The 25,991-nt window shown below is 68.1% G+C and carries 27 protein-coding genes; 19 read left to right on the top strand and 8 right to left on the bottom strand.

The window, feature by feature from the left end; all coding sequences use genetic code 11:
- The first annotated feature begins 8 nt into the window (after window positions 1-8).
- The 3 genes from WDLP6_RS01330 to WDLP6_RS01320 all read left to right on the top strand — a co-directional run bounded on the left by WDLP6_RS01330 (window position 9) and on the right by WDLP6_RS01320 (window position 3,620).
- Window positions 9-1,640 (top strand): NAD(P)/FAD-dependent oxidoreductase, encoded by a 1,632-nt coding sequence (locus tag WDLP6_RS01330; protein WP_162590894.1) that lies wholly within the window; start codon window positions 9-11, stop codon window positions 1,638-1,640.
- 79 nt (window positions 1,641-1,719) lie between these two features.
- Complete coding sequence (locus WDLP6_RS01325) at window positions 1,720-2,433, top strand: response regulator (RefSeq protein WP_162565386.1); 714 nt, start codon at window positions 1,720-1,722, stop codon at window positions 2,431-2,433.
- On the top strand, window positions 2,433-3,620 hold the full coding sequence (locus tag WDLP6_RS01320; protein ID WP_162590893.1) for a sensor histidine kinase: 1,188 nt from the start codon (window positions 2,433-2,435) through the stop codon (window positions 3,618-3,620). The genes WDLP6_RS01325 and WDLP6_RS01320 overlap by 1 nt, the downstream gene beginning before the upstream one ends.
- On the opposite strand, the gene WDLP6_RS34960 is transcribed toward WDLP6_RS01320, so the two are convergent.
- Window positions 3,604-4,335, bottom strand: a complete 732-nt coding sequence (locus WDLP6_RS34960; protein WP_232076931.1) for a hypothetical protein — start codon at window positions 4,333-4,335, stop codon at window positions 3,604-3,606. The genes WDLP6_RS01320 and WDLP6_RS34960 overlap by 17 nt on opposite strands.
- A gap of 135 nt (window positions 4,336-4,470) precedes the next feature.
- Between WDLP6_RS34960 and WDLP6_RS01310 the strand changes: the two genes are divergently transcribed.
- Window positions 4,471-5,742: an O-antigen ligase family protein gene (locus WDLP6_RS01310; protein WP_162590892.1), complete on the top strand. Its 1,272-nt coding sequence runs from the start codon at window positions 4,471-4,473 to the stop codon at window positions 5,740-5,742.
- On the opposite strand, the gene WDLP6_RS01305 is transcribed toward WDLP6_RS01310, so the two are convergent.
- On the bottom strand, window positions 5,705-5,917 hold the full coding sequence (locus tag WDLP6_RS01305; RefSeq protein WP_162565383.1) for a zinc-finger domain-containing protein: 213 nt from the start codon (window positions 5,915-5,917) through the stop codon (window positions 5,705-5,707). The two genes, WDLP6_RS01310 and WDLP6_RS01305, sit on opposite strands and share 38 nt — an antisense overlap.
- A 5-nt stretch (window positions 5,918-5,922) precedes the next feature.
- Window positions 5,923-6,861, bottom strand: coding sequence for a branched-chain amino acid transaminase (locus WDLP6_RS01300; protein ID WP_162590891.1), 939 nt, complete (start codon window positions 6,859-6,861; stop codon window positions 5,923-5,925).
- Between the two features lie 124 nt (window positions 6,862-6,985).
- On the opposite strand from WDLP6_RS01300, the gene WDLP6_RS01295 reads away from it, so the two are divergent.
- Window positions 6,986-7,951 (top strand): recombination-associated protein RdgC, encoded by a 966-nt coding sequence (locus WDLP6_RS01295; RefSeq protein WP_162590890.1) that lies wholly within the window; start codon window positions 6,986-6,988, stop codon window positions 7,949-7,951.
- 36 nt (window positions 7,952-7,987) lie between these two features.
- Here WDLP6_RS01295 and WDLP6_RS01290 read toward each other — a convergent pair whose 3' ends face one another.
- The 4 genes from WDLP6_RS01290 to WDLP6_RS01275 form a co-directional block, all read right to left on the bottom strand.
- Window positions 7,988-8,362 (bottom strand): hypothetical protein, encoded by a 375-nt coding sequence (locus tag WDLP6_RS01290; RefSeq protein ID WP_162590889.1) that lies wholly within the window; start codon window positions 8,360-8,362, stop codon window positions 7,988-7,990.
- A 542-nt stretch (window positions 8,363-8,904) separates the two neighbouring features.
- Window positions 8,905-9,384, bottom strand: a complete 480-nt coding sequence (locus WDLP6_RS01285) for a glycerate kinase (protein ID WP_162590888.1) — start codon at window positions 9,382-9,384, stop codon at window positions 8,905-8,907.
- A 46-nt stretch (window positions 9,385-9,430) separates the two neighbouring features.
- On the bottom strand, window positions 9,431-10,819 hold the full coding sequence (gene radA / locus WDLP6_RS01280; RefSeq protein WP_162590887.1) for a DNA repair protein RadA: 1,389 nt from the start codon (window positions 10,817-10,819) through the stop codon (window positions 9,431-9,433).
- A gap of 25 nt (window positions 10,820-10,844) precedes the next feature.
- A complete protein-coding gene (locus WDLP6_RS01275; RefSeq protein ID WP_174259834.1) occupies window positions 10,845-12,086 on the bottom strand; it encodes an MFS transporter in 1,242 nt (413 codons plus the stop codon).
- A 184-nt stretch (window positions 12,087-12,270) separates the two neighbouring features.
- Here WDLP6_RS01275 and hpaR point away from each other — a divergent pair, with 184 nt between their 5' ends.
- The 13 genes from hpaR (at window position 12,271) to WDLP6_RS01210 (ending at window position 23,413) form a co-directional block, all read left to right on the top strand.
- Window positions 12,271-12,702 carry a homoprotocatechuate degradation operon regulator HpaR gene (hpaR, locus tag WDLP6_RS01270; RefSeq protein WP_162565374.1) on the top strand — a complete coding sequence of 144 codons (432 nt, stop codon included), beginning with the start codon at window positions 12,271-12,273 and terminating at the stop codon, window positions 12,700-12,702.
- A complete protein-coding gene (locus WDLP6_RS01265) occupies window positions 12,699-13,322 on the top strand; it encodes a fumarylacetoacetate hydrolase family protein (RefSeq protein ID WP_162565373.1) in 624 nt (207 codons plus the stop codon). Before hpaR ends, WDLP6_RS01265 begins: the two co-directional genes overlap by 4 nt.
- Complete coding sequence (locus WDLP6_RS01260) at window positions 13,319-14,074, top strand: fumarylacetoacetate hydrolase family protein (RefSeq protein WP_162590885.1); 756 nt, start codon at window positions 13,319-13,321, stop codon at window positions 14,072-14,074. Before WDLP6_RS01265 ends, WDLP6_RS01260 begins: the two co-directional genes overlap by 4 nt.
- A gap of 61 nt (window positions 14,075-14,135) precedes the next feature.
- Entirely contained in the window at window positions 14,136-15,596 is a 1,461-nt protein-coding gene (hpaE, locus tag WDLP6_RS01255; RefSeq protein ID WP_162590884.1) for a 5-carboxymethyl-2-hydroxymuconate semialdehyde dehydrogenase, read from the top strand.
- The gene (locus WDLP6_RS01250; protein ID WP_162590883.1) at window positions 15,593-16,567 is read left to right on the top strand and encodes a tripartite tricarboxylate transporter substrate binding protein; all 975 of its coding nucleotides are present in this window, start codon (window positions 15,593-15,595) and stop codon (window positions 16,565-16,567) included. Before hpaE ends, WDLP6_RS01250 begins: the two co-directional genes overlap by 4 nt.
- Window positions 16,568-16,583: 16 nt before the next feature.
- Entirely contained in the window at window positions 16,584-16,919 is a 336-nt protein-coding gene (locus tag WDLP6_RS01245; RefSeq protein WP_162590882.1) for an aromatic ring-opening dioxygenase subunit LigA, read from the top strand.
- Window positions 16,920-16,986: 67 nt separating this feature from the next.
- Window positions 16,987-17,814 carry an extradiol ring-cleavage dioxygenase gene (locus WDLP6_RS01240; RefSeq protein WP_162565368.1) on the top strand — a complete coding sequence of 276 codons (828 nt, stop codon included), beginning with the start codon at window positions 16,987-16,989 and terminating at the stop codon, window positions 17,812-17,814.
- Window positions 17,815-17,833: 19 nt separating this feature from the next.
- The gene (locus WDLP6_RS01235; RefSeq protein ID WP_162565367.1) at window positions 17,834-18,238 is read left to right on the top strand and encodes a 5-carboxymethyl-2-hydroxymuconate Delta-isomerase; all 405 of its coding nucleotides are present in this window, start codon (window positions 17,834-17,836) and stop codon (window positions 18,236-18,238) included.
- 1 nt (window position 18,239) lies between these two features.
- Complete coding sequence (gene hpaH / locus WDLP6_RS01230; protein ID WP_162590881.1) at window positions 18,240-19,040, top strand: 2-oxo-hept-4-ene-1,7-dioate hydratase; 801 nt, start codon at window positions 18,240-18,242, stop codon at window positions 19,038-19,040.
- Window positions 19,041-19,048: 8 nt separating this feature from the next.
- Window positions 19,049-19,864 (top strand): 4-hydroxy-2-oxoheptanedioate aldolase, encoded by an 816-nt coding sequence (gene hpaI, locus WDLP6_RS01225; protein WP_162590880.1) that lies wholly within the window; start codon window positions 19,049-19,051, stop codon window positions 19,862-19,864.
- A 7-nt stretch (window positions 19,865-19,871) separates the two neighbouring features.
- On the top strand, window positions 19,872-21,605 hold the full coding sequence (gene ilvD, locus WDLP6_RS01220; protein ID WP_162590879.1) for a dihydroxy-acid dehydratase: 1,734 nt from the start codon (window positions 19,872-19,874) through the stop codon (window positions 21,603-21,605).
- 42 nt (window positions 21,606-21,647) lie between these two features.
- Window positions 21,648-22,439 carry a class II aldolase/adducin family protein gene (locus tag WDLP6_RS01215; RefSeq protein ID WP_162590878.1) on the top strand — a complete coding sequence of 264 codons (792 nt, stop codon included), beginning with the start codon at window positions 21,648-21,650 and terminating at the stop codon, window positions 22,437-22,439.
- A complete protein-coding gene (locus WDLP6_RS01210) occupies window positions 22,436-23,413 on the top strand; it encodes a 2-dehydropantoate 2-reductase (protein ID WP_162590877.1) in 978 nt (325 codons plus the stop codon). The genes WDLP6_RS01215 and WDLP6_RS01210 overlap by 4 nt, the downstream gene beginning before the upstream one ends.
- Here the strand turns inward: WDLP6_RS01210 and alr are convergent.
- Window positions 23,407-24,516 (bottom strand): alanine racemase, encoded by a 1,110-nt coding sequence (gene alr / locus WDLP6_RS01205; protein WP_162590876.1) that lies wholly within the window; start codon window positions 24,514-24,516, stop codon window positions 23,407-23,409. The genes WDLP6_RS01210 and alr overlap by 7 nt on opposite strands.
- A gap of 170 nt (window positions 24,517-24,686) precedes the next feature.
- Here alr and lplT point away from each other — a divergent pair, with 170 nt between their 5' ends.
- Complete coding sequence (lplT, locus tag WDLP6_RS01200; RefSeq protein ID WP_162590875.1) at window positions 24,687-25,991, top strand: lysophospholipid transporter LplT; 1,305 nt, start codon at window positions 24,687-24,689, stop codon at window positions 25,989-25,991.

Genomic DNA, 25,991 nt, shown 5'->3' with positions numbered 1-25,991 from the left:
CCCTATCGATGAACACCCTCCTCCGCCGGCACGATGTCGTGATCATGGGCGGAGGCCTCGCGGGCCTGACGCTCGCATTGCAGCTCAAGCGCCGCTTCGACGACATCGACGTGGTGGTGCTGGAGCGGCGCACGCACCCGGTGCCTCATGCGACGCACAAGGTCGGCGAATCGTCGGTCGAGATCGGCGCTCACTATTTCGATACCGTGCTCGGCCTCAAGCCGCACATGCATGGCGCGCAGCTGCGCAAGTTCGGCTTTCGTTTCTTCTTCAGCGAGGGCCGGCGCGACATCGACCAGGTGACCGAGATCGGCGCCAGCCGCTATCTGTCGGTGCCGAGCTACCAGATCGACCGCGGCATCTTCGAGAACTACCTGGCCGAAGAGGCCGCACGCCATGGCGTGAACTTCATCGACAGCGCACTGGTGGGCCAGATCGAGCTGGCAACCGACGCGCGCGCGCTGCACCGGCTGCGCTGGTCGCAGGACGGCGTGACGCACGTGATCGAGTCGCGCTGGCTGATCGACGCCTGCGGCCGCGCCGGCATGCTCAAGCGCAAGCTCGGACTCGCGCAGCCCAACGCGCACGACTGCAACGCGGTGTGGTTCCGCATCGGCGACCGCATCACCATCGACGACTGGTCCGACGATCCCGCATGGCGCGCGCGCTGCAATCCGCAGGCGCGCTGGCTGTCGACCAACCACCTCGTCGGCGCGGGCTACTGGGTCTGGCTGATCCCGCTGGCCTCGGGCTCGCATTCGGTCGGCATCGTGGCCGATCCGCGGCTGCATCCGCTGGACACCATCGACACCTTCGACAAGGCGATGCAATGGTTCCAGACCTACCAGCCGCGCCTTTACGACGAACTCGACGGCAAGCGCCACCTGCTGCAGGACTTCGCGTTCTTCCGCAATTTCTCGTATGGCTGCAAGCAGGTGTTCTCGGGCCAGCGCTGGGCGCTGACCGGCGAGGCCGGGCTGTTTCTCGACCCGTTCTATTCGCCCGGCAGCGATTTCATCGCGATGAGCAACACCTACATCACCGACCTGGTCGCGCACGACCGGGCCGGCCATGCGCTGGAAGCCCGCGCGCAGCTCTATGACCAGATCTACCACTCGTTCTACGAGAGCACCCTCGCGCTCTACACCGACCAGTACCCGCTGTTCGGCGACCCCGTGGTGCTGCCGGTGAAAGTGCTCTGGGACTACACCTATTACTGGGGCGTGCTCTCGCAGATCTTCTTCCATCGGCGGCTGACCGACCTGGCGCTGCTGGGCAGCGTGCGCGACGAGCTGCAGCACTGCCAGCACCTGAACTTCGCGGTGCAGGATTTCCTGCGCGCATGGTCCGGCGTGAGCGACAAGCGCAACGCGGCCGTGATGCACGACCAGGCCGCGCTGCCCTGGTTCGCCGAACTCAACCGCAGCCTCAACGACGACCTCGACGACGACGCCTTCAAGGCCCGCGTGCGGGCCTCCACCGCACAGCTCGGCGCGCTGGCGCGCGAGATCCTCGAGCGCGCCACCGGCGACCATCCCGACCTCGAAGGCACGGCCTTGCGCGCGCTGCTGGCCGAAGAGCCGGCCGCCCCCCGCGCCGCCGGCGCGGCGGCCGAAGACATGCTCTTCGCGGCCGTCTGACACGCCGCACGACGGCGAGGTTTACCCAACTTTACGCAGCCTTCAACCCCGCTTGGTGCGACAGGACCACGCTAAGACCATGAGCACGCCCCAACTTCTGATGATCGAAGACGACGCCCGCCTGGCCCAGATGGTCGGCGAGTACCTGACCCAGTCGGGTTTTGGCTTCGCCCACGCGCTGGACGGCGCGACCGGCCTCGAGCAGCTGCATCAGCGCTCGCCCGACCTCGTGATCCTCGACCTGATGTTGCCCGACACCGACGGCCTGGAGATCTGCCGGCGCATCCGCGCGCTGCCCAACGGCCTGTCGAAGGTCTCGGTGCTCATGCTGACGGCCAAGGGCGATCCGATGGACCGCATCGTCGGTCTCGAGATCGGCGCCGACGATTACCTGCCCAAGCCCTTCGAGCCGCGCGAGCTGCTGGCGCGCATCCGCGCGGTGCTGCGCCGGCGCGGCGAGACCGCGACCCAGGCCACCGCCGCCACGGTGATGCGCTTCGGCACGCTCGAGATCGACCGCAATGCGCGCACCGTCACCGTCGGCGGCGAACCGGCGGACCTCACGTCCTACCAGTTCGACCTGCTGGTCGCGATGGCCGAACGCGCCGGCCGCGTGCTCACGCGCGACCAGATCATGGAAGCCGTGCGCGGCCGCGAGCTCGAAGCCTTCGACCGCTCGATCGATGTCCACATGGGCCGCATCCGTGCAGCCATCGAGGTCGATGCCAAGACGCCCAAGCGCATCCTGACCGTGCGCGGCGTCGGCTACGTCTTCGCCAAGCAGCAAGACTGATGCTGCTGAACCTCTACCGGCGCCACCTCTATGTCCGCATCTGGCTGGCGGTGGTGGCCGGTGTGTTCATCCTCACGCTGATGGCCAACTGGATCGTGCGCGAAGCGGCGCAAAGCGAACGAGAGCGGCTCGCCCCGGTGCCGCGCGACGTCGTGGTGCTCGACGACAAGGACCGGCCCATCGGCAGCGGCAAGGCGCTGCGGGTGCCGGGGCAGGGCCTCGAATTCGACGTCACGCTGGGCGATGGCCGCTCCATCACGCTGCAGGTGGCGCCGCGCGACCGGCCGCCCGGCGGCTCGCCGGGCATGGCGCCGTGGCGCACGCCCTTCGGTCTCGGCTGGATGGTGGCGCTGGTCGGCGTCGCCGTGGCGTTGGGTGTCTATCCGATCGTGCGCCGGATCACCAAACGCCTCGAAGCGCTGCAGCGCGGCGTGCAGCGCTGGGGCGAAGGCGACCTGTCGGTGCGCGTCGCGGAAGAAGGCCAGGACGAGGTGGCCGACCTGTCCAGCCGCTTCAACGCCGCGGCCGCGCGCATCGAGCAACTGGTGCGCTCGCACAAGTCGCTGCTGGCCAATGCCTCGCACGAACTGCGCTCGCCGCTCACGCGCATCCGCATGGGGCTGGAGTTGATGGGCGAGCGGCCCAGCGCCGGCGCGCGCGACGAGATCTCGCGCAACATCGGCGAGCTCGACCAGCTGATCGACGAGATCCTGCTGGCCAGCCGGCTCGACGCCAAGGAGGCCGACATGGGCACCGTCGAGACGGTCGACCTCACCGGCCTCGCCGCCGAGGAATGCGCGCGCGCCGATGCCGAACTCGAAGTCGCCGAGAACACCGACAGCGATGCGCTCACCGTGCGCGGCGTGCCACGCCTGCTGCGCCGCGCGATCCGCAACCTGCTGGAGAACGCCCGCCGCTATGGTGCCGGCCAGACCAGCGTCGAGCTCGGCAGCCGCGCCGGCCTGGCGGAGATCCGCGTCAACGACCGCGGGCCCGGCGTGCCGGCGGCGCTGCGCGAGCGCATCTTCGAACCGTTCTACCGGCTGCCGGGCGCGAGCGAGCGCAATGGCGGTGTCGGGCTGGGGCTGGCGCTGGTGAAGTCGATTGCCGAGCGGCATGGGGGCAGTGTGCGATGCCAGGATCGGCCCGGTGGCGGCGCAAGCTTCGTGATCACCTTGCCGCGCTAGACCACGGCCCTTCGGCGAACAAGGTCACATCCGAATCGAAATCGAAGCTCAATTGAACAGATTGCCGTTCGAGGCGGAAGTGCCGCCAGGCACCCGGGACGAAGGCAGGATCGGAGACCATGGCGGCTGAAGGCAGCACCTGTTGATACACGGCCAGGGTCCGCGCATGCGCGCATCGCTGATAACAGTACGACAGCGAGATCAGCAGATGCTCCGCAAGTGCGGTCATCCGATTGCCGAGACGGTCGAGCAAGTACAGGTATGCACCGGCCAGCGATTGGTGGGGGCCGAGATCCGCTTGTGCATCGAGCCTGCGTCGCTCCTCCAGATCCAACAAGGTCACCAAAGGGTCCGAACCTTCGTCAGCGGCGAGCAGACGCGCCAGCGGGTGGACCTCGCCCTCCGCGCCGCCCGGCGAGTGATCCAGGCGAATCCCATGGCGCACCTTCACCTCGGTGTAGCGCACCAGATGCTGGAACAGGTGAGAGATGAGCAACTGCTGGTGCTCTCGCTGCCGCAAGTCGATCGCGACGCCCTTGCGCGCGAAGTCTGCGACCATCAGCCAGGCTTCGGCCTGCACGTCTTCCAGCGATGCTTCACCCTGGGTCGCGCGACTGATGCGCCGCAGATCGGGGCTGCGCGCATCGAGGAACTGGGTGAACGGGTCTTCGCTCAATGTCTTCTCCCTGTCGGCGAGCTCGCGTGCGAGCGCCATCAACCGCCATGCGGCGGCTGAATATAGAGGGACGGCAGAAACTGCGATAGCAAATATCGGCGCAAGATCAACAAAGATCCTGCCGCTCACGCGGCCGGCACAAAGCCCGATGCGGTGCCACCTAAAATCGCCGCCATGCAGAGATCGAACATCGCCCGCCCCGCGGCCGCGTTCTGGGGGTTCACGGTGTTCATGCCGGTCGGCGTGGTCTATCTCGCGGCCTTCGCGATGCTCGCGGCGCTGATCGCGGCCGGCGGCTGGCGCGAACGGGCGCTGCGGCTGCGCGGCAATTTCCTCTGGTGGCCCGTGATGGCCTACATGGTGTGGACGCTGGTCGTGCTGGCGCTCGAACCGCACTATCCGGAGACGGCCTCGAACCTGACGCACGGGCTGCGCATCGCGGCCACCGTGTTCATGGCGCTGGCGCTCACGCGCGATGAAGCGATCTGGGCGCTGCGCGGCTTCATCGCGATCGCGCTCGTGAACATCGTGATGATCGGACTCTTCTACTCGGTCGGCTTTCCGCTCTGGGAAGCGTGGCGCGGCGTGCTGGTGCTGGTGGGCAACAAGTCGATCAGCAACGCGCTGCTCTTCACGATCCTGGCGGCGACGGCGGCGGTCTTCGGTCTGAAGGCGCTGACCGAACATCGCCCCTGGCGGGTCGTGCCTTGCGTTGCGCTGATCGGGGCGGTGCTTGCGATCATCACGCTCAACCTGCCCTCGCGCACCTCGTTGCTGGCGCTGCTGGTGGCGCTGCCGGCCGCTTGCGTGCACCAGTGGCGGCGCCAGCTGAAGGTGCTCGCGGTGGTGATGGTGCTGGGCGCTGTGGTCGTGGCCGCAGGCCTCTGGAAAACACCGACGGTGCAGCAGAAGTTCGAGCTCGGCGTGCACGAGCTCGAACAGGCACAGGCCGGTGCCGTGTCCGAAGGCAGCTGGGTGGTGCGCTTCTACATGTACCGCGACACCGCGCGCATGATCATCGACCGGCCTTTCGCAGGCTGGGGCATCGGCGGCTGGACCCAGCAATGGCACCTGCGCGGGCCGAAGCTGCTGGCGGACTACAACATGCCGCACAACGACTTCCTGTGGATGGGCTCGCAGGCCGGCGTTCCCGGTGCGCTGAGCCTGCTGGCGATCCTGCTCGCGGGCCTCTGGCAGGCCTGGCGCCGCGACGACCTGCCGGGCCGCTATGCCTTCGTCGCGCTGCTGGTCGTGCTGATCGCGACCAGCCTCAATTCGGCGCTGCGCGATGCGCAGATCGGCCTGAGCATCCTGTGGGTCGCGATGGTCTACCTGCGGCTCGCGCAGGAGCCCGGCGATGCGTGGCGCGGGCTGCTGCCGCGCCGCAGCGGGCCGCCGCCCGCCGCCCTCAGTGGTGGTGGTGTCCCGCCGCCTCGCCCGCCTTGAGGCGGTAGACGTTGCCGCAGTACGGGCACTTGGCCTCGCCGGTGCGTGCGACGTCGAGGTACACCTTGGGGTGTGCGCTCCACAGCTGCATGTCGGCCTTGGGGTTCGGGCAGAACACGCCGCCCTGGTCGTTGAGATCCTTGGCCAGCAGTTCGATCACGGAGTTGGTGGGCATGGCGATCAGACCTTCGTCAGCCAGTGCGCATATTTCGGATTGCGCCCGTTCACGATGTCGAAGAACGCGTTCTGGATCTTCTCGGTGACCGGGCCGCGCGAGCCGATGCCGATCTCGACGCGGTCGAGTTCGCGGATCGGCGTGATCTCGGCCGCCGTGCCGCTGAAGAAGGCTTCGTCGGCGATGTAGATCTCGTCGCGCGTGATGCGCTTTTGCACCAGCTCGATGCCGAGATCCTTGCAGATGTGCAGAACGGTGTTGCGCGTGATGCCGTTGAGCGCGCCGGCCGAGAGGTCGGGCGTGTAGACCACGCCGCCCTTGACCACGAACACGTTCTCGCCCGCGCCCTCGGACACGAAGCCGCTGGCGTCGAGCAGCAGGGCCTCGTCGTAGCCGTCGTCCAGCGCTTCCATGTTGGCGAGGATCGAGTTGCTGTAGTTGCTGACCGCCTTGGCCTGCGTCATCGTGATGTTGACGTGATGGCGCGTGTAGCTCGAGGTCTTGACGCGGATGCCGCGCTTCATGCCTTCTTCGCCGAGGTAGGCGCCCCAGGCCCAGGCCGCGACCATCGCGTGGATGCGGTTGCCCTTGGGGCTGACGCCGAGCTTCTCGGAACCGATCCACACCAGCGGGCGCAGGTAGCAGCTGTCGAGCTGGTTCTCGCGCACCACCTGCTTTTGCGCCTCGTTGAGCTGCTCGGGCGAGAACGGGATCTTCATGCGCAGGATCTTGGCGCTGTTGAACAGGCGTTCGGTATGGTCGGCCAGGCGGAAGATCGCGGTGCCGTTGACGGTCTTGTAGGCGCGCACGCCCTCGAAGGCGCCGCAGCCATAGTGCAGCGTATGGCTCAGCACGTGGATCTTGGCATCGCGCCACTCGACGAGATCGCCGTCCATCCAGATCTTTCCGTCACGATCGTCCAATGCGGGGGGCAGCGCGCTCATGTTGTGTGTCCTTTGGGGCCGGGGAAGGGATGTCGCAAAAGCTTTCGATTTTAGCGGCGCCGCCCGAAGCCGTCGCACCGACAATGCACGGCTTTGCCAACCAGCCAGAAAAGGGTTCGTCTCAGTGTCCGTCTTCAAGAACGTCATCGTCTATCGCATCGAAGCTTCATGGTCGCAGCCGCTGGACCAGGTCGAGCAGGCCCTCGGCACGCAGCGCTTCGTCCCCTGCAGCCCGTCGCAGGAGAAGTCCGCCGGCTGGACCGAGCCGCGCGGCGAGGACCACGGCCCGCTGGTCGAATCGGTCGGCGGCCAGTGGCTGCTCGAATTCATGGTCGAGAGCAAGACGCTGCCGGCCTCGGTGGTGCGCCGCAAGGTCGACGAGCGCGCCGCGCAGATCGAGGCCACGACCGGCCGCAAGCCCGGCAAGCGGGAAAAGAAGGAGCTGAAGGAAGACGTCACGCACGAGCTGCTGCCGCTGGCCTTCACGCGCCATGCGCGCATCGCGGCCTGGATCGATCCGGCGGCGCGCCGGCTGGTCGTGAACGCCAGCAACCCGGCACGCGCCGACGAGGTCGTGACCAGCCTCGTGAAGGCGCTCGACGGCTTCGCCGTCACGCTGGTCAACACGCAGGTCGAACCGGCCGCCGCCATGTCGGGCTGGCTGTCGACGCAGGAGCCGCCGGCCGGCTTCACCATCGACCGCGAATGCGAGCTCAAGGCCAGCGACGAATCGAAGGCCGTGGTGCGCTACGCCAAGCACCCGCTGGACATCGACGAGGTGCGCCAGCACATCGCCGACGGCAAGCGCCCCACGCGCCTCGCGATGACCTGGGACGACCGCGTGTCCTTCGAGCTCACCGAAGGCCTGCAGCTGCGCAAGATCGTGTTCCTCGAAGGCACGCTCGACGATGCGCCGGCCTCGGGCAAGGAAGACAACTTCGATGCCGACGCGGCGATCGCGACTGGGGAGCTGGGGCAGCTGGTGCCGGCGTTGCTGGAGGCGCTGGGGGGCGAGATGTCGCTTGGCACCGCGTCCAAGGCGAGTACGCACGCAGTCGAAGCCTCCGTTGACGAGACGGCGCCTTTCTAAACTCGCCCCATCAAGGTCTTCATTTCCACCTGACGTTCAGCGCATAGAAAAACACGACGCCACGGCAAGCACGAGCAACACGAACCCAAACGGTCGCCATTCGATCTTCTCAATTTGATCGGAAGGGTTCGGAGGCGAGCGTTCGGTTTGAATCGCGCTCAGAGCGATCCGCCACGAGAAGAACGCGGCATAGATCAGGAATGTGCTCAACGTGCCCAGCCCGATGGCCACGAAGAATGAGGCGAAGCCGGCTTCTTGCGGCTGCGAAGAAGCAGCCACAAGCGCCATGGACATGCTGAGCATGAGCAACATCACGATCCATGGCGCAAGACGCAAGGCACGCTTCCATTTGGAATCCACCCTGAGGTAGCACGAACCGAAATTGGTTGCGATCAAGAAATGCTTGATCAATCTCAGTTGCCTGTTGCACCCACGACGGCCGCCCCAATGCCGAACATTGCCGCGGTCGCGGCGAACAGCGCCGCGGCAGCCGCCAACTCGGGCGCTGCGACTGCGGCCAGAGCTGCGGCACCGAAAGCTGTAATGCCCGATCCGGCCCATAGCACATTGGAGGCTGGTGAAGTGGCGGCGGGGCCAGCGAACCCCACCGGATCGGCGGTCGCCGTCACCGTCACTTCCGACAGCGAACCAGCTGACACTGCGTCGCCTACGCTTGCGTCGCAGCCCCCGACGCCACAGCTGCCGTCGCCATCGTCTCCCCCACTGACAAACTGTATTTCGTAGGGGCTCAACTCACGAAAACTCGAGCAACTCGACTGACAATTACTTCTTGGCTTTTAAACATGAAGTACCTCCCTGATTGATCACTACAGCGACAGATTCATCGCTGCCAGAAGAGTCTATTCGATCGTCTGTGGCTCAATCAAGGCACCGATCGGGAGGTTCGGCAGCGGCAAGAAATGGATCTGCCGTGCCTCCCGCTGAGCAGGCAGCTACACCGGCGGCCGCAGCGCATCCGCCGCACCGGGCCTGACCGCATCGGCGCTCGGCGCGTCGGCCGGCAACGGCATCCCGTCGCTCGCCACCTCCGGCCGCACCAGCTTCCATTCTGTGAGCTTGCCGTTGACGAAGGTCGCGTCGACCCAGGAGCCGCCGGTGTCGGTCCAGCGGAACAGCTCGGGCTGCGTGTCCTTGGGCGAGCGCAGTTCGCCGATCGCGCGCGTGAGCGCCATCACGTGCATCAGGCTGACCTTCGGCTTGAGCTTGGCGTTGAGCATCACCGCGCTCGCCACGTAGCCGATGGGCGCATCGCCCGCGCGCCGCAGCACCTGCATCGCGCGGTTGAAGGTCAGCAGCATGAACATGAGGAGCGCGCCGCCGACCAGCGCGACGCCGGCCCAGCCATAGGTGCGGTAGGCCACGCCGAGCAGCACGAGGCCGATCAGGGGGGTCAGGATTTTTCCGTATTTCATGGTTGTATTGTCAAGGCCGCCTGCAGGACGCCGATGGTAAACGCCGTCACTGCAGCTGCCGCACGATGTCCATCGCTTCCTCGATGCGCTCGACGGCATGGATGGTCAACCCCTCGATGTCCTTCGCGCCGCGGCGAGGCGCATTGGCCTTGGGCACCACGGCGACGCTGAAGCCGAGCTTGGCCGCCTCGCGCAAGCGCTCCTGGCCGCGTGGCGCGGGCCGCACTTCACCCGCGAGGCCGACTTCGCCGAAGGCGATGAAGCCCTTGGGCAGCGGCTTGCCGCGCAGGCTCGAGGTGATCGCAAGCATCACCGCGAGGTCGGCCGCCGGCTCGCTGATGCGCACGCCGCCGACCGCGTTGACGAACACGTCCTGGTCCATGCAGGCCACGCCCGCATGCCGGTGCAGCACCGCGAGCAACATGGCCAGCCGGTCGCGGTCGAGCCCGACCGACAGGCGCCGCGGGCTCGGCCCGCCGTTGTCGACCAGCGCCTGGATCTCGACCAGCATCGGCCGCGTGCCCTCGAGCGTGACCAGCACCACGCTGCCGGGCACCGGCTCGGCATGCTGGCTCAGGAAGATCGCGCTCGGGTTGGCGACGCCCTTCAGGCCGCGCTCGGTCATCGCGAAGACGCCGATCTCGTTGACCGCGCCGAAGCGGTTCTTGATGGCGCGCACGAGGCGGAAGCTCGAATGCGTATCGCCCTCGAAGTAGAGCACCGTGTCGACCATGTGCTCCAGCACGCGCGGGCCGGCGAGCGCCCCCTCCTTCGTCACATGGCCGACCAGCACGACCGCCGTGCCGCTGGCCTTGGCGAAGCGCGTGAGGTGCGCCGCGCATTCGCGCACCTGGGCCACCGAGCCGGGCGCCGAGGTGAGCTGATCGGAGTAGACGGTCTGGATCGAATCGATCACCGCAATCGCCGGCCGCGTGGCGTCGAGCGTGGCCAGGATCTTCTCCAGCTGGATCTCGGCCAGCACCTGCACCTGCGAATGATCGAGCCCGAGCCGGCGCGAGCGCAGCGCCACCTGGGCGCCGCTTTCCTCGCCGGTGACGTAGATCGCATTGCGCCCGGCGCGCTGCAGCGCATCGACGGCCTGCAGCAGCAGCGTCGACTTGCCGATGCCCGGATCGCCGCCGATCAAGGTGACGCCGCCATCGACGATGCCGCCGCCCAGCACGCGGTCGAGTTCATCGAGCCCGGTCGGCGTGCGTGCGATGTCGGTGGCCTCGATCTCGGACAGCGTGGCCAGCTCGGCCGATCCGGCCAGCGCGGCGAACTGCGTGCCGAAGCGGTTGTTGGCGCCGCCCGCAGGCTGCGCGACCTGCTCGATCAGCGTGTTCCAGGCGCCGCAGCTCGGGCATTTGCCGAGCCACTTGGGGCTGGTGCCGCCGCATTCGGTGCAGACGTAAAGCGTTTTGTCCTTGGCCATGGGCTGAGTGTAGAGAGCGCGCTGCTCAGCGCCCGCGCCCTCGCCCGCCGTGGTCGCCGTGCCGCGGAATCCAGTACGCCAGGGTCCACGCCGCGCCGAAGGCGATCAGCCCGGTCATCGCGATACCCGTCGCCAGGGACAAGGCCGCCGCCAGGAACGACAGCAGCGCCGGCCCGCAGGAGCCGCCGATGTCGGACATCAGGCGCCACACGCCGAGGAAGTGCGCGCGTCCGTGGCGCGGCGAGTGGTCGGCGCCGAGGGTCATGATCATCCCCGAGCCGATGCCGTTGCCGAAGCCGATGGCCAGCGATGCCAGCAACAGCGTGAATGCACCGGCGGTCAGCGGCATCAGCAGCATCGCCAGCCCCATGATCACCATCGACGGCACCGCGACCCAGCGCCGGCCCTTGCGGTCCATCACCTGGCCGGCCGGATAGAACACCAGCATGTCGATGCCGCCGGCCAGCCCGTAGATCAGCGAAGCCGTCGAGGGCGCCAGCGCGAGGTGGTCGGCCCACAACGGGATCACAGCCTGGCGGGAGGCCCGCACAGCGCTGACCAGCATCACGCCCAGGCCCAGCGTCAGAAGCACGCGCCGGTGATCCCGCAGCGTCGAGACGATGGTCGTCGGCGCGGGCGGCTCATGCCCGGCGGGGAGCGGCGGCGCCTCCAGGTCGGGAATGCGCGCACCCAGCGCCGCCGCACCCATGACCGCGACGATGCCGACCGCATAGGCCGCCGACAGGCCGAACGCCTGCACCGCGCCCGCCGCCAGAAAGGGGCCGATGAACATGCCGATGCGCATCACGCCGCCCAGGGTCGACAGCGCCCGCGCACGGTATTCGATGGGCACCGCGTCGCTCATGTAGCTCTGGCGCGCCAGGTTGTAGACGGCCTGCGACATGCCGACCATGAAGCATCCCGCAGCGAACAGGCCGAGGTGCGAGGTCCACACACAGAGGGCCATGCCGAGACCGCTCCACACGCCCGCCGCGACGATGGCCCAGCGTTCGCCCCAGCGCGTCGTGATCACCGAGGCCGGCACGTTGTTGAGCAGCGAGCCGATGCTGATCATCGCCACCATCAGCGCCGCCATCGAGACGGAGGCGCCCAGGCCGCGCGCCGTCAGCGGCACGATGGGCAGGATGGCGCCCTCGCCCAGCCCGAACAGCAGCGACGGGCCGAAGGCCGCCACCGCGATGCGTCGCAGGGAGAACGAGGAAGAGGGCGAAGAGGAGGAGGTCGAAGCGGCGGGCGGAGATGACATGCGCAAGGAGCTGGGTTGGACTGCCCCGGGCCGCCCGGCGGACAAAGGCGCAGCCATTGTCTCGCCGATGGCGGATGTCTGCACGAGCGCGCGGCCGGTGACCGATACCCGAGAACGCAGAGGGTTATCCCGTAGCCCTCTTTGGGGCGAAACATTTAATATATTAAGTAAATTCCGGAACACCATGAGCACCACCTTCGCGCACCGCAACCTGCCCCGCCTGCTGCTGCAGGCGCGCGAAGCCGTCATGGCGCACACGCGTCCCAGCCTGCGCGAGCATTCGCTGTCCGATCAGCAGTGGCGGGTGCTGCGCGTGCTCGGCGAGCACGGCGCAGTCGAGACCGGCCGCGTGGCGCGCGAGGCCTTCATCCTCGGCCCCAGCCTCACCGGCGTGCTCTCGCGCATGGAGCGCGACGGACTGATCCAGCGCAGCCGCCATCCCGACGACCAGCGCAGCACCATGATCGAGGCCACGGCCCAGGGGCGCAAGCTGGTCAAGCGCCTGTCCACCACCATCGAAGCGCACTACGACTGGATGGAGCAGAAGCTCGGCAAGGCCAAGCTGATGCAGGTCTATGCGCTGCTCGACGAATTGATTGCATTGGAACAACCATGAGCTTCCTGCCTGCCGGCACGGTCTACGGTGTGCTGCTGAACTTCCGCGCGGAAGTGGAGGCGATGGCACCGCAGATGGACCAACCCCCTTACAAGGCGCCGCCGAAGGCGCCGGTGCTCTACGTCAAGACGGCCAACACCTGGAGTCCGCACGAAGCGGCCATCACGGTGCCCCAGCATGTGCCCGAGGTCGAGGTCGGCGCCACCATCGCGATGGTGATCGGCGCCGACGGCGATGTCGAAGGCTTCGTGCTGATGAACGACCTCTCGATCCCGCATGCGAGCTTCTACCGCCCGCCGGTCAAGTTCAAGTGCCTCGACGGTTTCCTCGGCGTCGGCCCCGCGCTGCGCGATGCGCAGGAGGTGGCGGATCCGGCGCAGTTCAGGCTCGAGGTGCGCATCAACGGCGAGTTGCGCCAGTCGGTGGATTTCTCGCAGACCGTGCGCAGCGCCTCGCAATTGCTGGCGGACGTCGGTGCCTTCATGACGCTCGCGCACGGCGAGGTGCTGATGCTCGGCTGCGATGCCGGCCGGCCGCTCGCGCGCGCCGGTGATCGCATCGAGATCAGTGCGCCGGGCTTCGAGAGCCTGGTCAACACCTTGGTGGGAGAAGCATCTTGAAGCACGCACGCATCCTGTTCGAAGGCGCGGTGCACGACGCCACCGAGCGCGATGGCCAGTTGCTGCTGGCCGACGGCCGCACGGCGGCTTTCGATGCGGTGACCTGGCTGCCGCCGCTGGCGCCTGCGCCGCGGCCGCGCACCATCCTCGCGCTCGGCCTCAACTACGCCGACCATGCCAAGGAACTCGCGTTCAAGGCGCCCGAGGAGCCGCTGGTCTTCATCAAGGGCGAGAGCGCGCTGATCGGCCACCGCCAGCTCACCAACCGCCCGTCGGGCGTGCAGTTCATGCACTACGAATGCGAACTCGCGATCGTGGTCGGCAAGACCGCGAAGAAGGTGCGGCGCGACGATGCCTACGACTTCATCGGCGGCTACACGGTGGCCAACGACTACGCGATCCGCGACTACCTCGAGAACTGGTACCGCCCCAACCTGCGCGTGAAGAACCGCGACACCTGCACGCCGATCGGCCCCTGGCGGGTCGACGCGAAGGACGTGCCCGATCCCATGGCGCTGGCGCTGCAGACCACCGTCAACGGCAAGCTCACGCAGTCGGGCAACACGAAGGACATGATCTTCGACGCGCCCTTCCTGATCGAGTACTTCAGCAGCTTCATGACGCTCTCGCCCGGCGACCTGATCCTCACCGGCACGCCCGACGGCGTGGTCGACTGCCGGCCGGGCGACGTCATCGTGACCGAGATCGAGCGCATCGGTGCGCTCGTCAACACCATCCAAGGACAAGCATGAACGCAGCGCCGGGCCGCCCCAAGCAAGTTCGCACCGTAGCCCGAAAGGCGGAGGTTATCTAATGAGAATCGAGCATCTGATCAACGGCAAGCCGGTCGCGGGCCGCGACTACTTCGAGACGGTGAATCCCGCCACGCAGGAGGTGCTGGCCGAGGTCGCATCGGGCGGCGAGGCCGAAGTCAACGCCGCCGTCGCCGCCGCCAAGGACGCCTTCCCCAAGTGGGCCGGCATGCCGGCGCCCGAGCGCGCGAAGCTGGTCCGCAAGCTCGGCGACCTGATCGCCAGGCACGTGCCCGAGATCGCAGAGACCGAGACCAACGACTGCGGCCAGGTGATCGCGCAGACCGGCAAGCAGCTGGTGCCGCGTGCGGCCGACAACTTCTACTACTTCGCCGAGATGTGCACGCGCGTCGACGGCCACACCTACCCCACGCCCACGCACCTGAACTACACGCTGTTCCACCCGGTCGGCGTGTGCGCGCTGATCAGCCCGTGGAACGTGCCCTTCATGACCGCCACCTGGAAGGTCGCGCCCTGCCTGGCCTTCGGCAACACTGCGGTGCTGAAGATGAGCGAGCTGTCGCCGCTCTCGGCCGCGCGCCTGGGCGAACTCGCGCTCGAGGCCGGCATTCCGGCCGGCGTGCTGAACCTGGTGCACGGCTACGGCCAGGAAGCCGGCGAGCCGCTGGTCGCGCATCCCGACGTGCGCGCCATCTCCTTCACCGGATCGACGGCCACCGGCAACCGCATCGTCAAGAGCGCGGGGCTGAAGAAGTTCAGCATGGAGCTCGGCGGCAAGAGCCCGTTCGTGATCTTCGACGACGCCAATCTCGAGCGCGCGCTCGACGCCGCCGTGTTCATGATCTTCAGCAACAACGGCGAGCGCTGCACGGCCGGCTCGCGCATCCTGGTGCAGCAATCGATCTATGCCGACTTCGTCGCCAAATTCGTCGAGCGCGCCAGGCGCATCACCGTCGGCGATCCGCTCGACGAGAAGACCATCGTCGGCCCGATGATTTCGCAAGCCCACCTGGCCAAGGTGCGCAGCTACATCGAGCTCGGTCCGAAGGAAGGCGCGACGCTGTTGTGCGGCGGCCTCGGCGCGCCCATGCTGCCCGATCGCGTGAAGAAGGGCAACTACGTGCTGCCGACCGTGTTCGCCGATGTCGACAACCGCATGAAGATCGCGCAGGACGAGATCTTCGGCCCGGTCGCCTGCCTGATTCCGTTCAAGGACGAGGCCGATGCGATCCGCATCGCCAACGACATCGACTACGGCCTGTCGAGCTACGTGTGGACCGAGAACGTCGGCCGCGCGCACCGCGTCGCCGCGGCCGTCGAGGCCGGCATGTGCTTCGTCAACAGCCAGAACGTGCGCGACCTGCGCCAGCCCTTCGGCGGCACCAAGGCCTCGGGCACCGGACGCGAAGGTGGCACCTGGAGCTACGAGGTGTTCTGCGAACCGAAGAACGTGGCGGTGTCGCTCGGCTCGCACCACATCCCGCATTGGGGCGTGGCATGAGCGCCTCGCGCCGCAGTTTGATTCAAGGCGCCGCCGCGCTCGCAGCGCTGCCGCTGTTCGCACGCGCGCAGCCGGCGTGGCCAGCAAGGCCGATCCGCATCGTCGTGCCCTTCCCGCCCGGCGGCACCACCGACTATGTCGCGCGGCTGGTCGGCACCGAGGTCGGCAAGGCGCTGGGCCAGGCGGTCGTGGTCGAGAACAAGCCGGGCGCCGGCACCGTGATCGGCGTCGACGCGGTCGCCAGGTCGGCACCCGATGGCTACTCCTTCGTCTGCGTGGCCAACAGCTTCGCGGCCAACCGGACGCTGCAGAAGAAGCTGCCCTACGACACGCTGAAGGACCTGCGCCCGGTCGCACTGATGGGCATGTCGGAGCATGTGCTCGCAACCCATCCGGCGAGCGGCCTGAAGACACTGGCCGACCTGCGCACGCAGGCGCGCGCCAAGCCCGGCACGCTGAGCTACGCCTCCTTCGGCAACGGCACCTCGGCCCACCTCGCGGGCGAAATGCTGCGGCTGCAGATGGGCATCGACCTCGTGCATGTGCCGTACAAGGGGCAGGGCCCGGCGCTGGCCGATCTGCTCGGCGGCCAGGTCACGATGATGTTCGGCAACTGGCCCGAGTTCCGCAGTCAGATCCAGGCCGGCAAGCTGGTCGCACTCGGCATGGCCACCGCGAAGCGGTCGGTGTATGCGCCCGACATACCCACACTGGCCGAACAGGGCGTGCCGGTCGAGTCCAATTCGTGGAACGGCCTGTTGGCGCCCGCGGCCACGCCGGACGCGGTGGTGCAGCGCATGAATGCCGAGGTGAACCGCGCGCTGGCCGGGCCTGTGGTGACCGAAGCCTTCCGCAAGGGCGGCATCGCATCGCTGTCGGGCACGCCGCAGAGCTTCGCGACTTTCATCCAGAGCGAGATCGCCAAGTACGGCGATGTGATCCGCAAGGCGCACATCGAGGTCGAAGTCTGAACCGGGGAGGGTCGCGATGAGCCTCTATGCCATGCAGAAATTCCTGTTCGCGCTCAACCGCGAGCCCGAGGTGCAGCGCCGCTATGCCGAGGGCGGCGACGCGCGCGCCGCGCTCCTGGCCGGCTACGACTTCAGCGACGAGGAGCGCGAGGCCATCGACGGCGGCGACATCGGCAAGCTCTACGTGCTGGGCTGCAACGGCCAGCTGCTGATGCACTTCGCGCCGCTGCTCGGCATCGCGTGGGCCGACTACATCGCGGCGATGCGCGAGGGCGTGCGCAAGTACGGGCCGGTGCGTGCGGGCATTTACGCGATGACGACCGATCACGACGAGAAGGTGGCTGGGGTATGAGCGCCCGATGGCTTCGACGCTTTGGCTCCCTCCCCCGGAGGGGGAGGGAGTTTTCAGGACGCAGCTCATGAGTCTCGTATTCGCAGGCGTGTGCAGCCACGCCCCCGGCATCACCGGCCGCGCGCATCTCGCCGACCCGGCGGTGAAGGACGAATTCCACGCGCAGTTCCATCGCCTCGGCGCGGCGCTGCATGCGGCCAAGCCCGACGCGGTGATCGTGATCGCGGCCGAGCACTTCGCCAACTTCTTCATGAACAACATGCCGGCCTATGCGATCGGCATGGCCGACAGCTACGAAGGTCCGATCGAGGATCCGAAGTGGCTCGGCATCGAGAAGACGAAGGTCCCCGGCGATGCCGCGCTCTCGCAGCGCCTGATCCGCGAGGTCATGCAGACCGTCGACGTGGCCTATGCCGAGGAGTGGAAGTTCGACCACGGCATCATCGTGCCGCTGCACTTCCTGACGCCGAAGTTCGACACCAGGATCATCCCGGTCAACATCAACTGCCAGGGCCCGCCGCTCACGCCGCTGCACCGCGCCTGGGCTTTCGGCGAAGCGCTGCGCCGGGCCTGCGACAAGGCGCCCGAGCGCATCGCGATCATCGGCACCGGCGGCATCTCGCACTGGCCGGCAACGCCCGATTCGGGCAAGGTCAACGAGGCCTGGGACCGCGACTTCATGGACCGCTGGTGCGCCAACGACCGCGAAGCGCTGCTGTCGATGGACCGCTACAACGACGAAGCCACCTACCGCGAAGCCGGCCAGGGCGGCTTCGAGATCCGCACCTTCATCGCCGTGGCCGCGGCCGCGCGCGGCAAGGGCGAAGTCTTCCACATGAAAGCCATCCCGATCTTCGCGGTGACCTGCACGGCCGCTACGATGACGATCGCATGAACAACGAAGGAGAGCGGCCATGCCTCATCTGGTGATCCTCTACACGCCGAACATCGAACGCGAGACCGACATGCCGGCGCTGTGCCGCAGTCTGGCCGACACCATGCTCGCGCAGCGCGACGACGAAGGCCGGCAGGTCTATCCGACCGGCGGCACGCGCGTGCTGGCCTATCCGGCCGCGCACTACGCGGTGGCCGACGGCAAGGCCGACTACGCCTTCGTCTACCTCAATCTGCGGATGGCGGCGGGCCGTACCGACGCTGTAAAGAAACGCGCCGGCGACGCGCTGCTGGCCAGCGTCAAGCAGCACTTCGAACCGCTGCTTGCGAAGCGCCACATCGGCATCACGCTGCAGGTCGACGAAAGCCCCGGCCTGATCTACGACGGCAAGTACGGCAACCTGCATCCACTCTTCAACAAATAGCATGCTCGACAAGACCCTCATCCAGCAGCTCGCCGCCGAACTGCACGAGAGCGAGAAGTCGCGCGTGCAGGTCGAGCATTTCTCCAAGCGCTTTCCCGCGATGACGATCGAGGACGGCTACGCGATCTCGCGCGAATGGGTCAAGGCCAAGATCGCCGAGGGCCGCGTGATCAAGGGCCACAAGATCGGCCTGACCTCGCGCGCGATGCAGCAGGCCAGCCAGATCACCGAGCCCGACTACGGCACGCTCTTGGACGACATGTTCTTCGAGCAGGGCGACATCCCCTTCCAGCGCTTCATCGCGCCCCGGGTGGAGGTCGAGCTCGCCTTCGTGCTCGGCAAGCGGCTGCAGGGGCCGAACGTGACGATCTTCGACGTGCTGGCCGCCACCGAATACGTCGTGCCGGCGATCGAGATCATCGACGCGCGCATCGAGCAGTTCGACCGCCACACCAAGGCCATGCGCCGCGTGTTCGACACCATCGCCGACAACGCGGCCAATGCCGGCATCGTGACCGGCGGCCGGCCGGTGAAGCCGGACGCGGTCGACCTGCGCTGGGTCGGCGCGCTGCTGTACAAGAACGGCATCATCGAGGAATCCGGCGTCGCGGCCGCAGTGCTGAACCATCCCGCGACCGGCGTGGCCTGGCTGGCCAACAAGCTCGCGCCCTGGGACGAATGCCTGGAGGCCGGCGAGGTGGTGCTCGGCGGTTCGTTCACGCGACCGACCACGGCATTGGCCGGCGACACTTTTCACGCGGATTACGGTCCGCTCGGTTCGATCTCCTTCCGTTTCGTCTGAGGCCTTCCATGCAAACCCCCCTCAACACCTTCAAGCAAGCCCTGCAGGCAGGCCAGCCGCAGATCGGCCTCTGGGTCGGGCTGGCCGACGGCTACGCGGCCGAGATGCTCGCGGGCGCCGGCTACGACTGGCTGCTGATCGACGGCGAGCATGCGCCCAACGACGTGCGTTCGGTGCTTGCGCAGCTGCAAGGCATTTCGAGCGCATGGTCGGGCCTCGCGCACCGCTCGCAGCCGGTGGTGCGCGTGCCCGTCGGCGAGACCGCGCTGATCAAGCAGTACCTCGACATCGGCGCCCAGACGCTGCTGGTGCCGATGGTCGACACGCCCGAGCAGGCCGCGCGCCTGGTGCAGGCGATGCGCTATCCGCCCGAGGGCGTGCGCGGCATCGGCAGCTCGCTGGCGCGCGCCTCGCGCTGGCAGAGCTATCCGAAGTACCTGAACGAGGCCAACGCGCAGACCTGCCTGCTGGTGCAGGCCGAGACGGTCGAGGCGCTGAAGAATCTCGACGCCATCGCGGCGACGCCGGGCATCGACGGCGTCTTCATCGGCCCCGCCGATCTTTCGGCCTCGATGGGCCTCATCGGACAGCCGGGCCATCCGGAGGTGCAGGCCGCGATCACCGACGCCATCGCGCGCATCCGCAAGGCCGGCAAGGTGCCGGGCATCCTGTCGACCACCGAGGAACAGGCGCGCAAATGGCTCGCGGCCGGCGCGCTCTTCGTCGCGGTGGGCGTCGACACGGCACTGCTGGTGGCCGCGGCCAAGCAGCTGCTGGCGCGCTACAAGAAGGACGCGCCGGGACCGGACGCACCCGGCTACTGAGCCCGCCATGACCGACATCGGCGACAAGGCCCGCGGCTTCCGCTCGGCGATCATCCGCGACGGCATCATCCGCGCCACCACGCGCAGCTTCCTGCAGGCGCTGGGCCAGGACGACGAGGACATCGCGCGGCCGCACATCGGCGTGTTCCACACCGGCGGCGAGATGAGCCCGTGCAACCTGAACCTGCGCGAGCAGGCGCAGCACGCCAAGACCGGCATCTACGCGGGCGGCGGCACGCCGCACGAATGCCCGGTGATGTCGGTCAGCGACGGCCTGTCGATGGCGCATTCGGGCATGCGCTTCTCGCTGGTCTCGCGCGAGCTGATCGCCGACAGCGTCGAGACCTCGACGCGCGGGCATCAGTGGGACGGCATCTTCGCGATCGGCGCCTGCGACAAGAACCTGCCGGGCCTGATGATGGGCATGGTGCGCTGCAACGTGCCGAGCGTGTTCGTGCATGGCGGCTCCGCGCTGCCGGGCCAGATGCCGGGGCCGGACGGCCGCGACCTCAACGTGGTCGACACCTACGAGACCATCGGCAAGGTGCTCGCCGGCACCGCCACGGCCGACGAGCTCGATGCGATGAGCCGCGCCTGCCTGCCGACCGCGGGCGCCTGCGCGGGCCAGTTCACCGCCAACACGATGGGCATGGTCTCGGAGGCGCTGGGCCTGGCGCCGATCGGCTCCAGCATGGTGCCGGCGGTGTTCAGCGAACGCGCGCCGCTGATGCGCCGCGCCGCGAAGACGCTGATGAAGGCGGTGCTGGGCGACGGCCCGCTGCCGCGCGACATCGTGACGCGCCAGTCGCTCGAGAACGCCTGCGCGCTGGTCTCGGCCACCGGCGGCTCGACCAACGCCGCGCTGCACCTGCCGGCGATCGCGCACGAGGCCGGCATCCGCTTCCATCTGGACGACGTGGCCGAGGTGTTCGCGCGCACGCCGCTGATCGCCGACCTGCGCCCGGGCGGCCAGTACCTGGCGCGCGACGTCTACTACATCGGCGGCGCCGGCGTGATCCTGCGCACGCTGCTGGCGCAGGGCTTCCTGCACGGCGGCGCCCTCACCTTCACCGGCCGCACGCTGGCCGAGGAAGTGGCCGACGCGGGCGAGCCCGACGGCCGCGTGGTGCGCAAGGCCGGCGATGCGATCAGTCGCGACGGCGGGCTCGCGGTGCTCAAGGGCAACCTCTGCCCCGACGGCGCGCTGCTCAAGACCGCGGGCCTGAAGACGCTGGTGCATCGCGGCCCGGCACGCGTCTTCGACTCCGAGGAAGAAGCACAGGCCGCGGTGCAGAACCGGCGCTACGAGGCTGGCGACGTGATCGTGATCCGCAACGAAGGCCCGCGCGGCAGCCCCGGCATGCGCGAGATGCTCGGCATCACCGCGCTGCTCTACGGCCAGGGCATGGGCGACCGCGTGGCGCTGCTCACCGATGGCCGCTTCTCGGGCGCGACACGCGGCCTGTGCATCGGCTACGCCGGCCCCGAAGCGGCCGACGGCGGACCGATCGCGGCACTGGCCGATGGCGACATGATTGCGATCGACGCGCGGGCCGAGGCCCACAGCATCACGGTCGAACTCGCCGCCGACGAGATCGGTGCGCGGCTCGCGCGGCGCAAGCCGCCTGCGAACCTGCACCGCGGCGGCGTGCTCGAGAAATACGCGCTCACGGTGCGGCCCGGCCACCAGGGCGCGGTGACGCACTCCGGCGCGGTCACCTGGCTGCGCGACGAATCCTGACCACGCGTCCGCGACGCAAGCACGAATGAAAGGGAACTGCCGATGACCACCGTTCTTTCTGCGCCGCCCACGGCGCGCGTCCCCTCCACGATGCATCCCGACGAGCGCGCGGCGCGGCTGCAGCTCGCGGCGTGCTACCGCGTGTTCGCGATGCTGGGCTGGACCGAGATGATCTACAACCACATCACCGTGCGGCTGCCCGACAGCGTGAGCGGCGGTGAGAAGCAGTTTCTGATCAATCCCTTCGGTCTGCACTACAGCGAGGTGACCGCGAGCAACCTGGTCAAGATCGACCTGCAGGGCCGGGTGCTCGACGGCTCGACCTGGCCCGTCAATCCGGCCGGCTTCACCGTGCACGCCGCGATCCACGACGGCCTGTCCGATGCGCATTGCGTGATGCACACGCACACCACGGCCGGCGTCGCGGTGGCCTGCCTGCAGGGCGGGTTGCAGCAGACCAACTTCTACACCGCGCAGCTGCACGACATGGTCGCGTACCACGACTTCGAGGGCATCACCATCCATGCCGACGAAGGCCCGCGCCTGATCCAGAGCATCGGCGACCGGCGCGCGGTGATCCTGCGCAACCATGGCCTGCTGGCCTGGGGCCACACGCTGCCGCAGACCTTCGCGATCCTCTGGACGCTGCAGCGCGCCTGCGAGATCCAGATGGCGACCTTCTCGATGGGCGCCGCGATCCCGGTGTCCGAGGAGATCGCGCGCAAGTGCACGCGCGATTCCTTCCAGCTCAGTGCGAACCACGGCGCGGGGCAGGACCTGTTCGACGCGCTGGTCCGGCAGATCGACCGCATCGACGACGCGTACCAAGCATGAAAGTCTGCATCTACGGCGCCGGCGCGATCGGCGGATGGCTGGGCGCGAAGCTGGCGCAGGCCGGCTGCGAGATCGACGTGGTGGCGCGCGGTGCGACGCTGGCGGCGTTGCAGCGCGACGGCCTCGCGCTGGTGAGCGGCGGTGCGCGCACGGCGGTGCCGGTGCGGACCAGTGCCGATCCGAAGGCGCTGGGCGTGCAGCAGGTGGTGATCGTCGCGGTCAAGGCGCCGGCGCTGCCGGTGGTGGCCGAGCAGATCGCACCGCTGCTCGGCCCCGCGACGATCGTTCTCACCGCGATGAACGGCGTGCCCTGGTGGTTCCTGCAGGGCGGCTTCGGCGGCCCGCTGGCGGGCGCGCAGCTGGAGGCGATCGATCCGGGCGGCCGCATCGATGCGGCGATCCCGGCGCGGCACGTGATCGGCGGCGTGGTGCATGCGAGCTGCTCGCTCGATGCGCCGGGCGTGGTGCGGCATCACTTCGGCAACGGGCTGATCGTCGGCGAGCCTTCGGGCGAAGCGACGCCGCGCGCGCAGGCGCTGTGCGAGTTGCTCGTGCGCGCGGGCCTCGACGCCCGCCTGTCGCCGCAGATCCAGAAGGACATCTGGTACAAGCTCTGGGGCAACATGACGGTCAACCCGATCAGCGCGCTGACCGGCGCCACCACCGACCTGATCCTCAACGACGACCTGGTGCGCGGCTTCATCTCGGCGATCATGCTGGAGGCCAGGGACATCGGCGCGCGCATCGGCGTCCCGATCGCCGAGACGCCGGAAGACCGCCACGCGGTCACGCGCAAGCTCGGTGCGTTCAAGACCTCGATGCTGCAGGACGTGGAGGCCGGCCGCGCGGTCGAGCTCGATGCGCTGGTGTCCTCGGTGCGGGAACTCGGCCAGCGCGCGGGCGTGCCGACGCCCTTCACCGATGCGCTGCTGGGCCTGGCACGGCTGCAGGCACGCCAGCGCGGTCTCTATTGAGCCGCGCTTCGGGGCTCGTCCACCCGTTTCGGGACACGCGGCGCCACGGCGCACATCAGCTCGTAGCCGACGGTGCCGCCGGCTTGCGCCACTTCATCGATCGGCAGCACGGCGCCGTTCGATGCGCGCCCCCACAGCGTGACCTCGCTGCCGAAGCCGGCATCGGGCACGGGCGTGAGATCGACCGTGATCATGTCCATGCTGACGCGCCCCACCATGCGCGTGCGCACGCCGTCGACCAGCACCGGCGTGCCGGTGTCGCAATGGCGCGGATAGCCGTCGGCATAGCCGACCGCGGCGATGCCGATGCGCAGCGCGCCCTCGGCCGTGAAGCGCGAGCCGTAGCCCACGGTGTCGCCAGCCTTCAGCTGCTGCACCGAGATCAGCTTCGTCGCCAGCGTCATCGCTGGTTGCAGCTGCCAGTGCGCCGGGTCGTGTTCCGGGAAGTCGGGCGCGCTGCCGTACAGCACGATGCCGGGACGCACCCAGTCAGCGCGCGTGTCGGCCGCATGGCGCAACGTGGCTGCGCTGTTGGCGATCGAGCGCTCGCCGGGCAGGTCCTGGGTGACGCGCTCGAACAGCGCGAGCTGGTGCGCGACACCGCGCTCGCCGTCGGCATCGCTGAAATGGGTCATCAGCGAGATCTCGTCGACCTGCGGCAGCGCATTCAGGCGCGTCCAGGCGGCACGGAAGCGCTCGGGCGCAAAGCCGAGCCGGTTCATGCCCGAGTTCATCTTGAGGAAGACGCGCTGCGGCGCCTGCGTCTTGTGCGCGGCCAGCATGTCGATCTGGGCCTCGCAGTGCACCGTGTGCCAGAGGTCCAGGCGCGAACACAGCTCGAGGTCGCGCGGCTCGAACACGCCTTCGAGCAGCAGCACCGGCCCGCGCCAGCCGAGCGCGCGCACGCGTTCGGCCTCGGCCAGGTCGAGCAGCGCGAAGCCGTCGGCGGCACGGAAGGCGTCGAACACACGCTCGATGCCGTGCCCGTAGGCATCGGCCTTGACGACGGCCCAGGTGCGAGCGTCGAGCGCGGCGCGCCGGACCCGGTCGAGGTTGTGGCGCAGTGCAGCGGGATGGATGGTGGCGAGGATGGGACGAGGCACGGAGAAACCCGCAGGAAAGCTGAAAACGCTCACGCAAAAACACCCGGAACACCGGGTACGCCCTGCCATTTTGGCACCACACCCCCATGCTATAACCGCGCAGCCGCCCCCGAAACGGTTACTTTCCCACTAATGCCAGCAGTCCCCCTTCCTGGCCAGCCAGCCCATCGATGAAGCGCGGTTTCTACACGATCATGTCGGCGCAGTTCTTTTCGTCGCTGGCCGACAACGCGCTCTTCGTCGCTGCCGTGGAACTGTTGCGGGCCCATGGTGCGCCCGAGTGGCAGCGCGCGGCGCTGGTGCCGATCTTCACCGTCTTCTATGTGTTGCTGGCACCGCTGGTCGGCGCCTTCGCCGATGCGCTGCCCAAGGGCCAGGTGATGTTCGTCGCCAATGCGATCAAGGTGGTCGGCTGCGTGATGATGCTGTTCGGCTCGCATCCGCTGGTCGCCTACGCGATCGTCGGGCTCGGTGCCGCGGCCTACTCCCCGGCCAAGTACGGCATCCTCACCGAGCTGCTGCCGGCGTCGCAGCTGGTCAAGGCCAACGGCTGGATCGAAGGCCTGACGATCGCCTCGATCATCCTGGGCATCGTGCTGGGCGGGCAGCTGGTCGGCCATGCGTTGTCGAGCCATCTGCTCGCGTTCGACTTTCCGCTGATCGACACCGGCGTGGACACGCCGCCCGAAGCCGCGATCGCGACGCTGATCTTCATCTACGTGCTGGCGGCGTGGTTCAACACCCGCATTCCCCATACCGGGGTCGAGATGCGGCCCTTGCGGGCGAACGTGCGGCACGGCCTCGCGCGCAACTTGTTCGCGTTGCTGCCCGACTTCTGGCATTGCAATGCGCGGCTGTGGCGCGACAAGCTGGGACAGATCACGCTCGCCACCACGACGCTGTTCTGGGGCGCCAGCTCGAACCTCAAGTACATCGTGCTGGCCTGGGCATCGCTCGCGCTCGGTTACAACACGGCGCAGGCCTCTTCGCTCACCGGCGTGGTCGCCATCGGCACCGCCGTCGGCGCGATCGTGGCCTCGATGCGCATGCGCCTGGACGTGGCGACGCGCGTGATCCCGCTGGGCATCGGCATGGGCCTGCTGGTGATCGGCATGAACTTCATCAGCAACCTGTGGGTCGCGATCCCGTTCCTGATCCTGCTGGGCGGCCTGGGCGGCTTTCTGGTGGTGCCGATGAATGCGCTGCTGCAGCACCGCGGCCACAACCTGATGGGTGCCGGCCGGTCGATCGCGGTGCAGAACTTCAACGAGAACGCGAGCATCCTGTGCCTCGGCGTGTTCTACAGCGTGTGCACCGGGCTCGGCTTCTCCGCGTACTGGGCGATCACCGCCTTCGGGCTCATCGTGGCGACCTTCATGTGGATGATCAAGCGGCTGCACCAGAGAAACCTGCGCAAGTATCCGGAAGAGGTCGAACACTTGCTGGCCATCGCACGCAGCGACAAACACCATTGA

It is taken from the genome of Variovorax sp. PBL-E5 (genome assembly GCF_901827185.1).
Lineage (GTDB): Bacteria > Pseudomonadota > Gammaproteobacteria > Burkholderiales > Burkholderiaceae_C > Variovorax.
Note: the sequence above shows the minus strand (reverse complement) of the source record. Positions and strands in the feature narration are given on the sequence as shown.

Bases quoted from the DNA above. Each gene is read 5' to 3' on its own strand.
- WDLP6_RS01215 (WP_162590878.1), top strand. From the start codon at position 21,648: ATGACCACCGTTCTTTCTGCGCCGCCCACGGCGCGCGTCCCCTCCACG.
- hpaE (WP_162590884.1), top strand. From the start codon at position 14,136: ATGAGAATCGAGCATCTGATCAACGGCAAGCCGGTCGCGGGCCGCGAC.
- WDLP6_RS34960 (WP_232076931.1), bottom strand. From the start codon at position 4,335: ATGGCGCTCGCACGCGAGCTCGCCGACAGGGAGAAGACATTGAGCGAA.
- lplT (WP_162590875.1), top strand. From the start codon at position 24,687: ATGAAGCGCGGTTTCTACACGATCATGTCGGCGCAGTTCTTTTCGTCG.
- WDLP6_RS01310 (WP_162590892.1), top strand. From the start codon at position 4,471: ATGCAGAGATCGAACATCGCCCGCCCCGCGGCCGCGTTCTGGGGGTTC.
- WDLP6_RS01275 (WP_174259834.1), bottom strand. From the start codon at position 12,086: ATGTCATCTCCGCCCGCCGCTTCGACCTCCTCCTCTTCGCCCTCTTCC.
- hpaH (WP_162590881.1), top strand. From the start codon at position 18,240: ATGCTCGACAAGACCCTCATCCAGCAGCTCGCCGCCGAACTGCACGAG.
- WDLP6_RS01325 (WP_162565386.1), top strand. From the start codon at position 1,720: ATGAGCACGCCCCAACTTCTGATGATCGAAGACGACGCCCGCCTGGCC.
- radA (WP_162590887.1), bottom strand. From the start codon at position 10,819: ATGGCCAAGGACAAAACGCTTTACGTCTGCACCGAATGCGGCGGCACC.
- WDLP6_RS01210 (WP_162590877.1), top strand. From the start codon at position 22,436: ATGAAAGTCTGCATCTACGGCGCCGGCGCGATCGGCGGATGGCTGGGC.
- WDLP6_RS01320 (WP_162590893.1), top strand. From the start codon at position 2,433: ATGCTGCTGAACCTCTACCGGCGCCACCTCTATGTCCGCATCTGGCTG.
- WDLP6_RS01250 (WP_162590883.1), top strand. From the start codon at position 15,593: ATGAGCGCCTCGCGCCGCAGTTTGATTCAAGGCGCCGCCGCGCTCGCA.
- hpaI (WP_162590880.1), top strand. From the start codon at position 19,049: ATGCAAACCCCCCTCAACACCTTCAAGCAAGCCCTGCAGGCAGGCCAG.
- WDLP6_RS01300 (WP_162590891.1), bottom strand. From the start codon at position 6,861: ATGAGCGCGCTGCCCCCCGCATTGGACGATCGTGACGGAAAGATCTGG.
- hpaR (WP_162565374.1), top strand. From the start codon at position 12,271: ATGAGCACCACCTTCGCGCACCGCAACCTGCCCCGCCTGCTGCTGCAG.
- WDLP6_RS01240 (WP_162565368.1), top strand. From the start codon at position 16,987: ATGAGTCTCGTATTCGCAGGCGTGTGCAGCCACGCCCCCGGCATCACC.
- WDLP6_RS01285 (WP_162590888.1), bottom strand. From the start codon at position 9,384: ATGAAATACGGAAAAATCCTGACCCCCCTGATCGGCCTCGTGCTGCTC.
- WDLP6_RS01265 (WP_162565373.1), top strand. From the start codon at position 12,699: ATGAGCTTCCTGCCTGCCGGCACGGTCTACGGTGTGCTGCTGAACTTC.
- WDLP6_RS01245 (WP_162590882.1), top strand. From the start codon at position 16,584: ATGAGCCTCTATGCCATGCAGAAATTCCTGTTCGCGCTCAACCGCGAG.
- WDLP6_RS01235 (WP_162565367.1), top strand. From the start codon at position 17,834: ATGCCTCATCTGGTGATCCTCTACACGCCGAACATCGAACGCGAGACC.
- ilvD (WP_162590879.1), top strand. From the start codon at position 19,872: ATGACCGACATCGGCGACAAGGCCCGCGGCTTCCGCTCGGCGATCATC.
- WDLP6_RS01330 (WP_162590894.1), top strand. From the start codon at position 9: ATGAACACCCTCCTCCGCCGGCACGATGTCGTGATCATGGGCGGAGGC.
- WDLP6_RS01305 (WP_162565383.1), bottom strand. From the start codon at position 5,917: ATGCCCACCAACTCCGTGATCGAACTGCTGGCCAAGGATCTCAACGAC.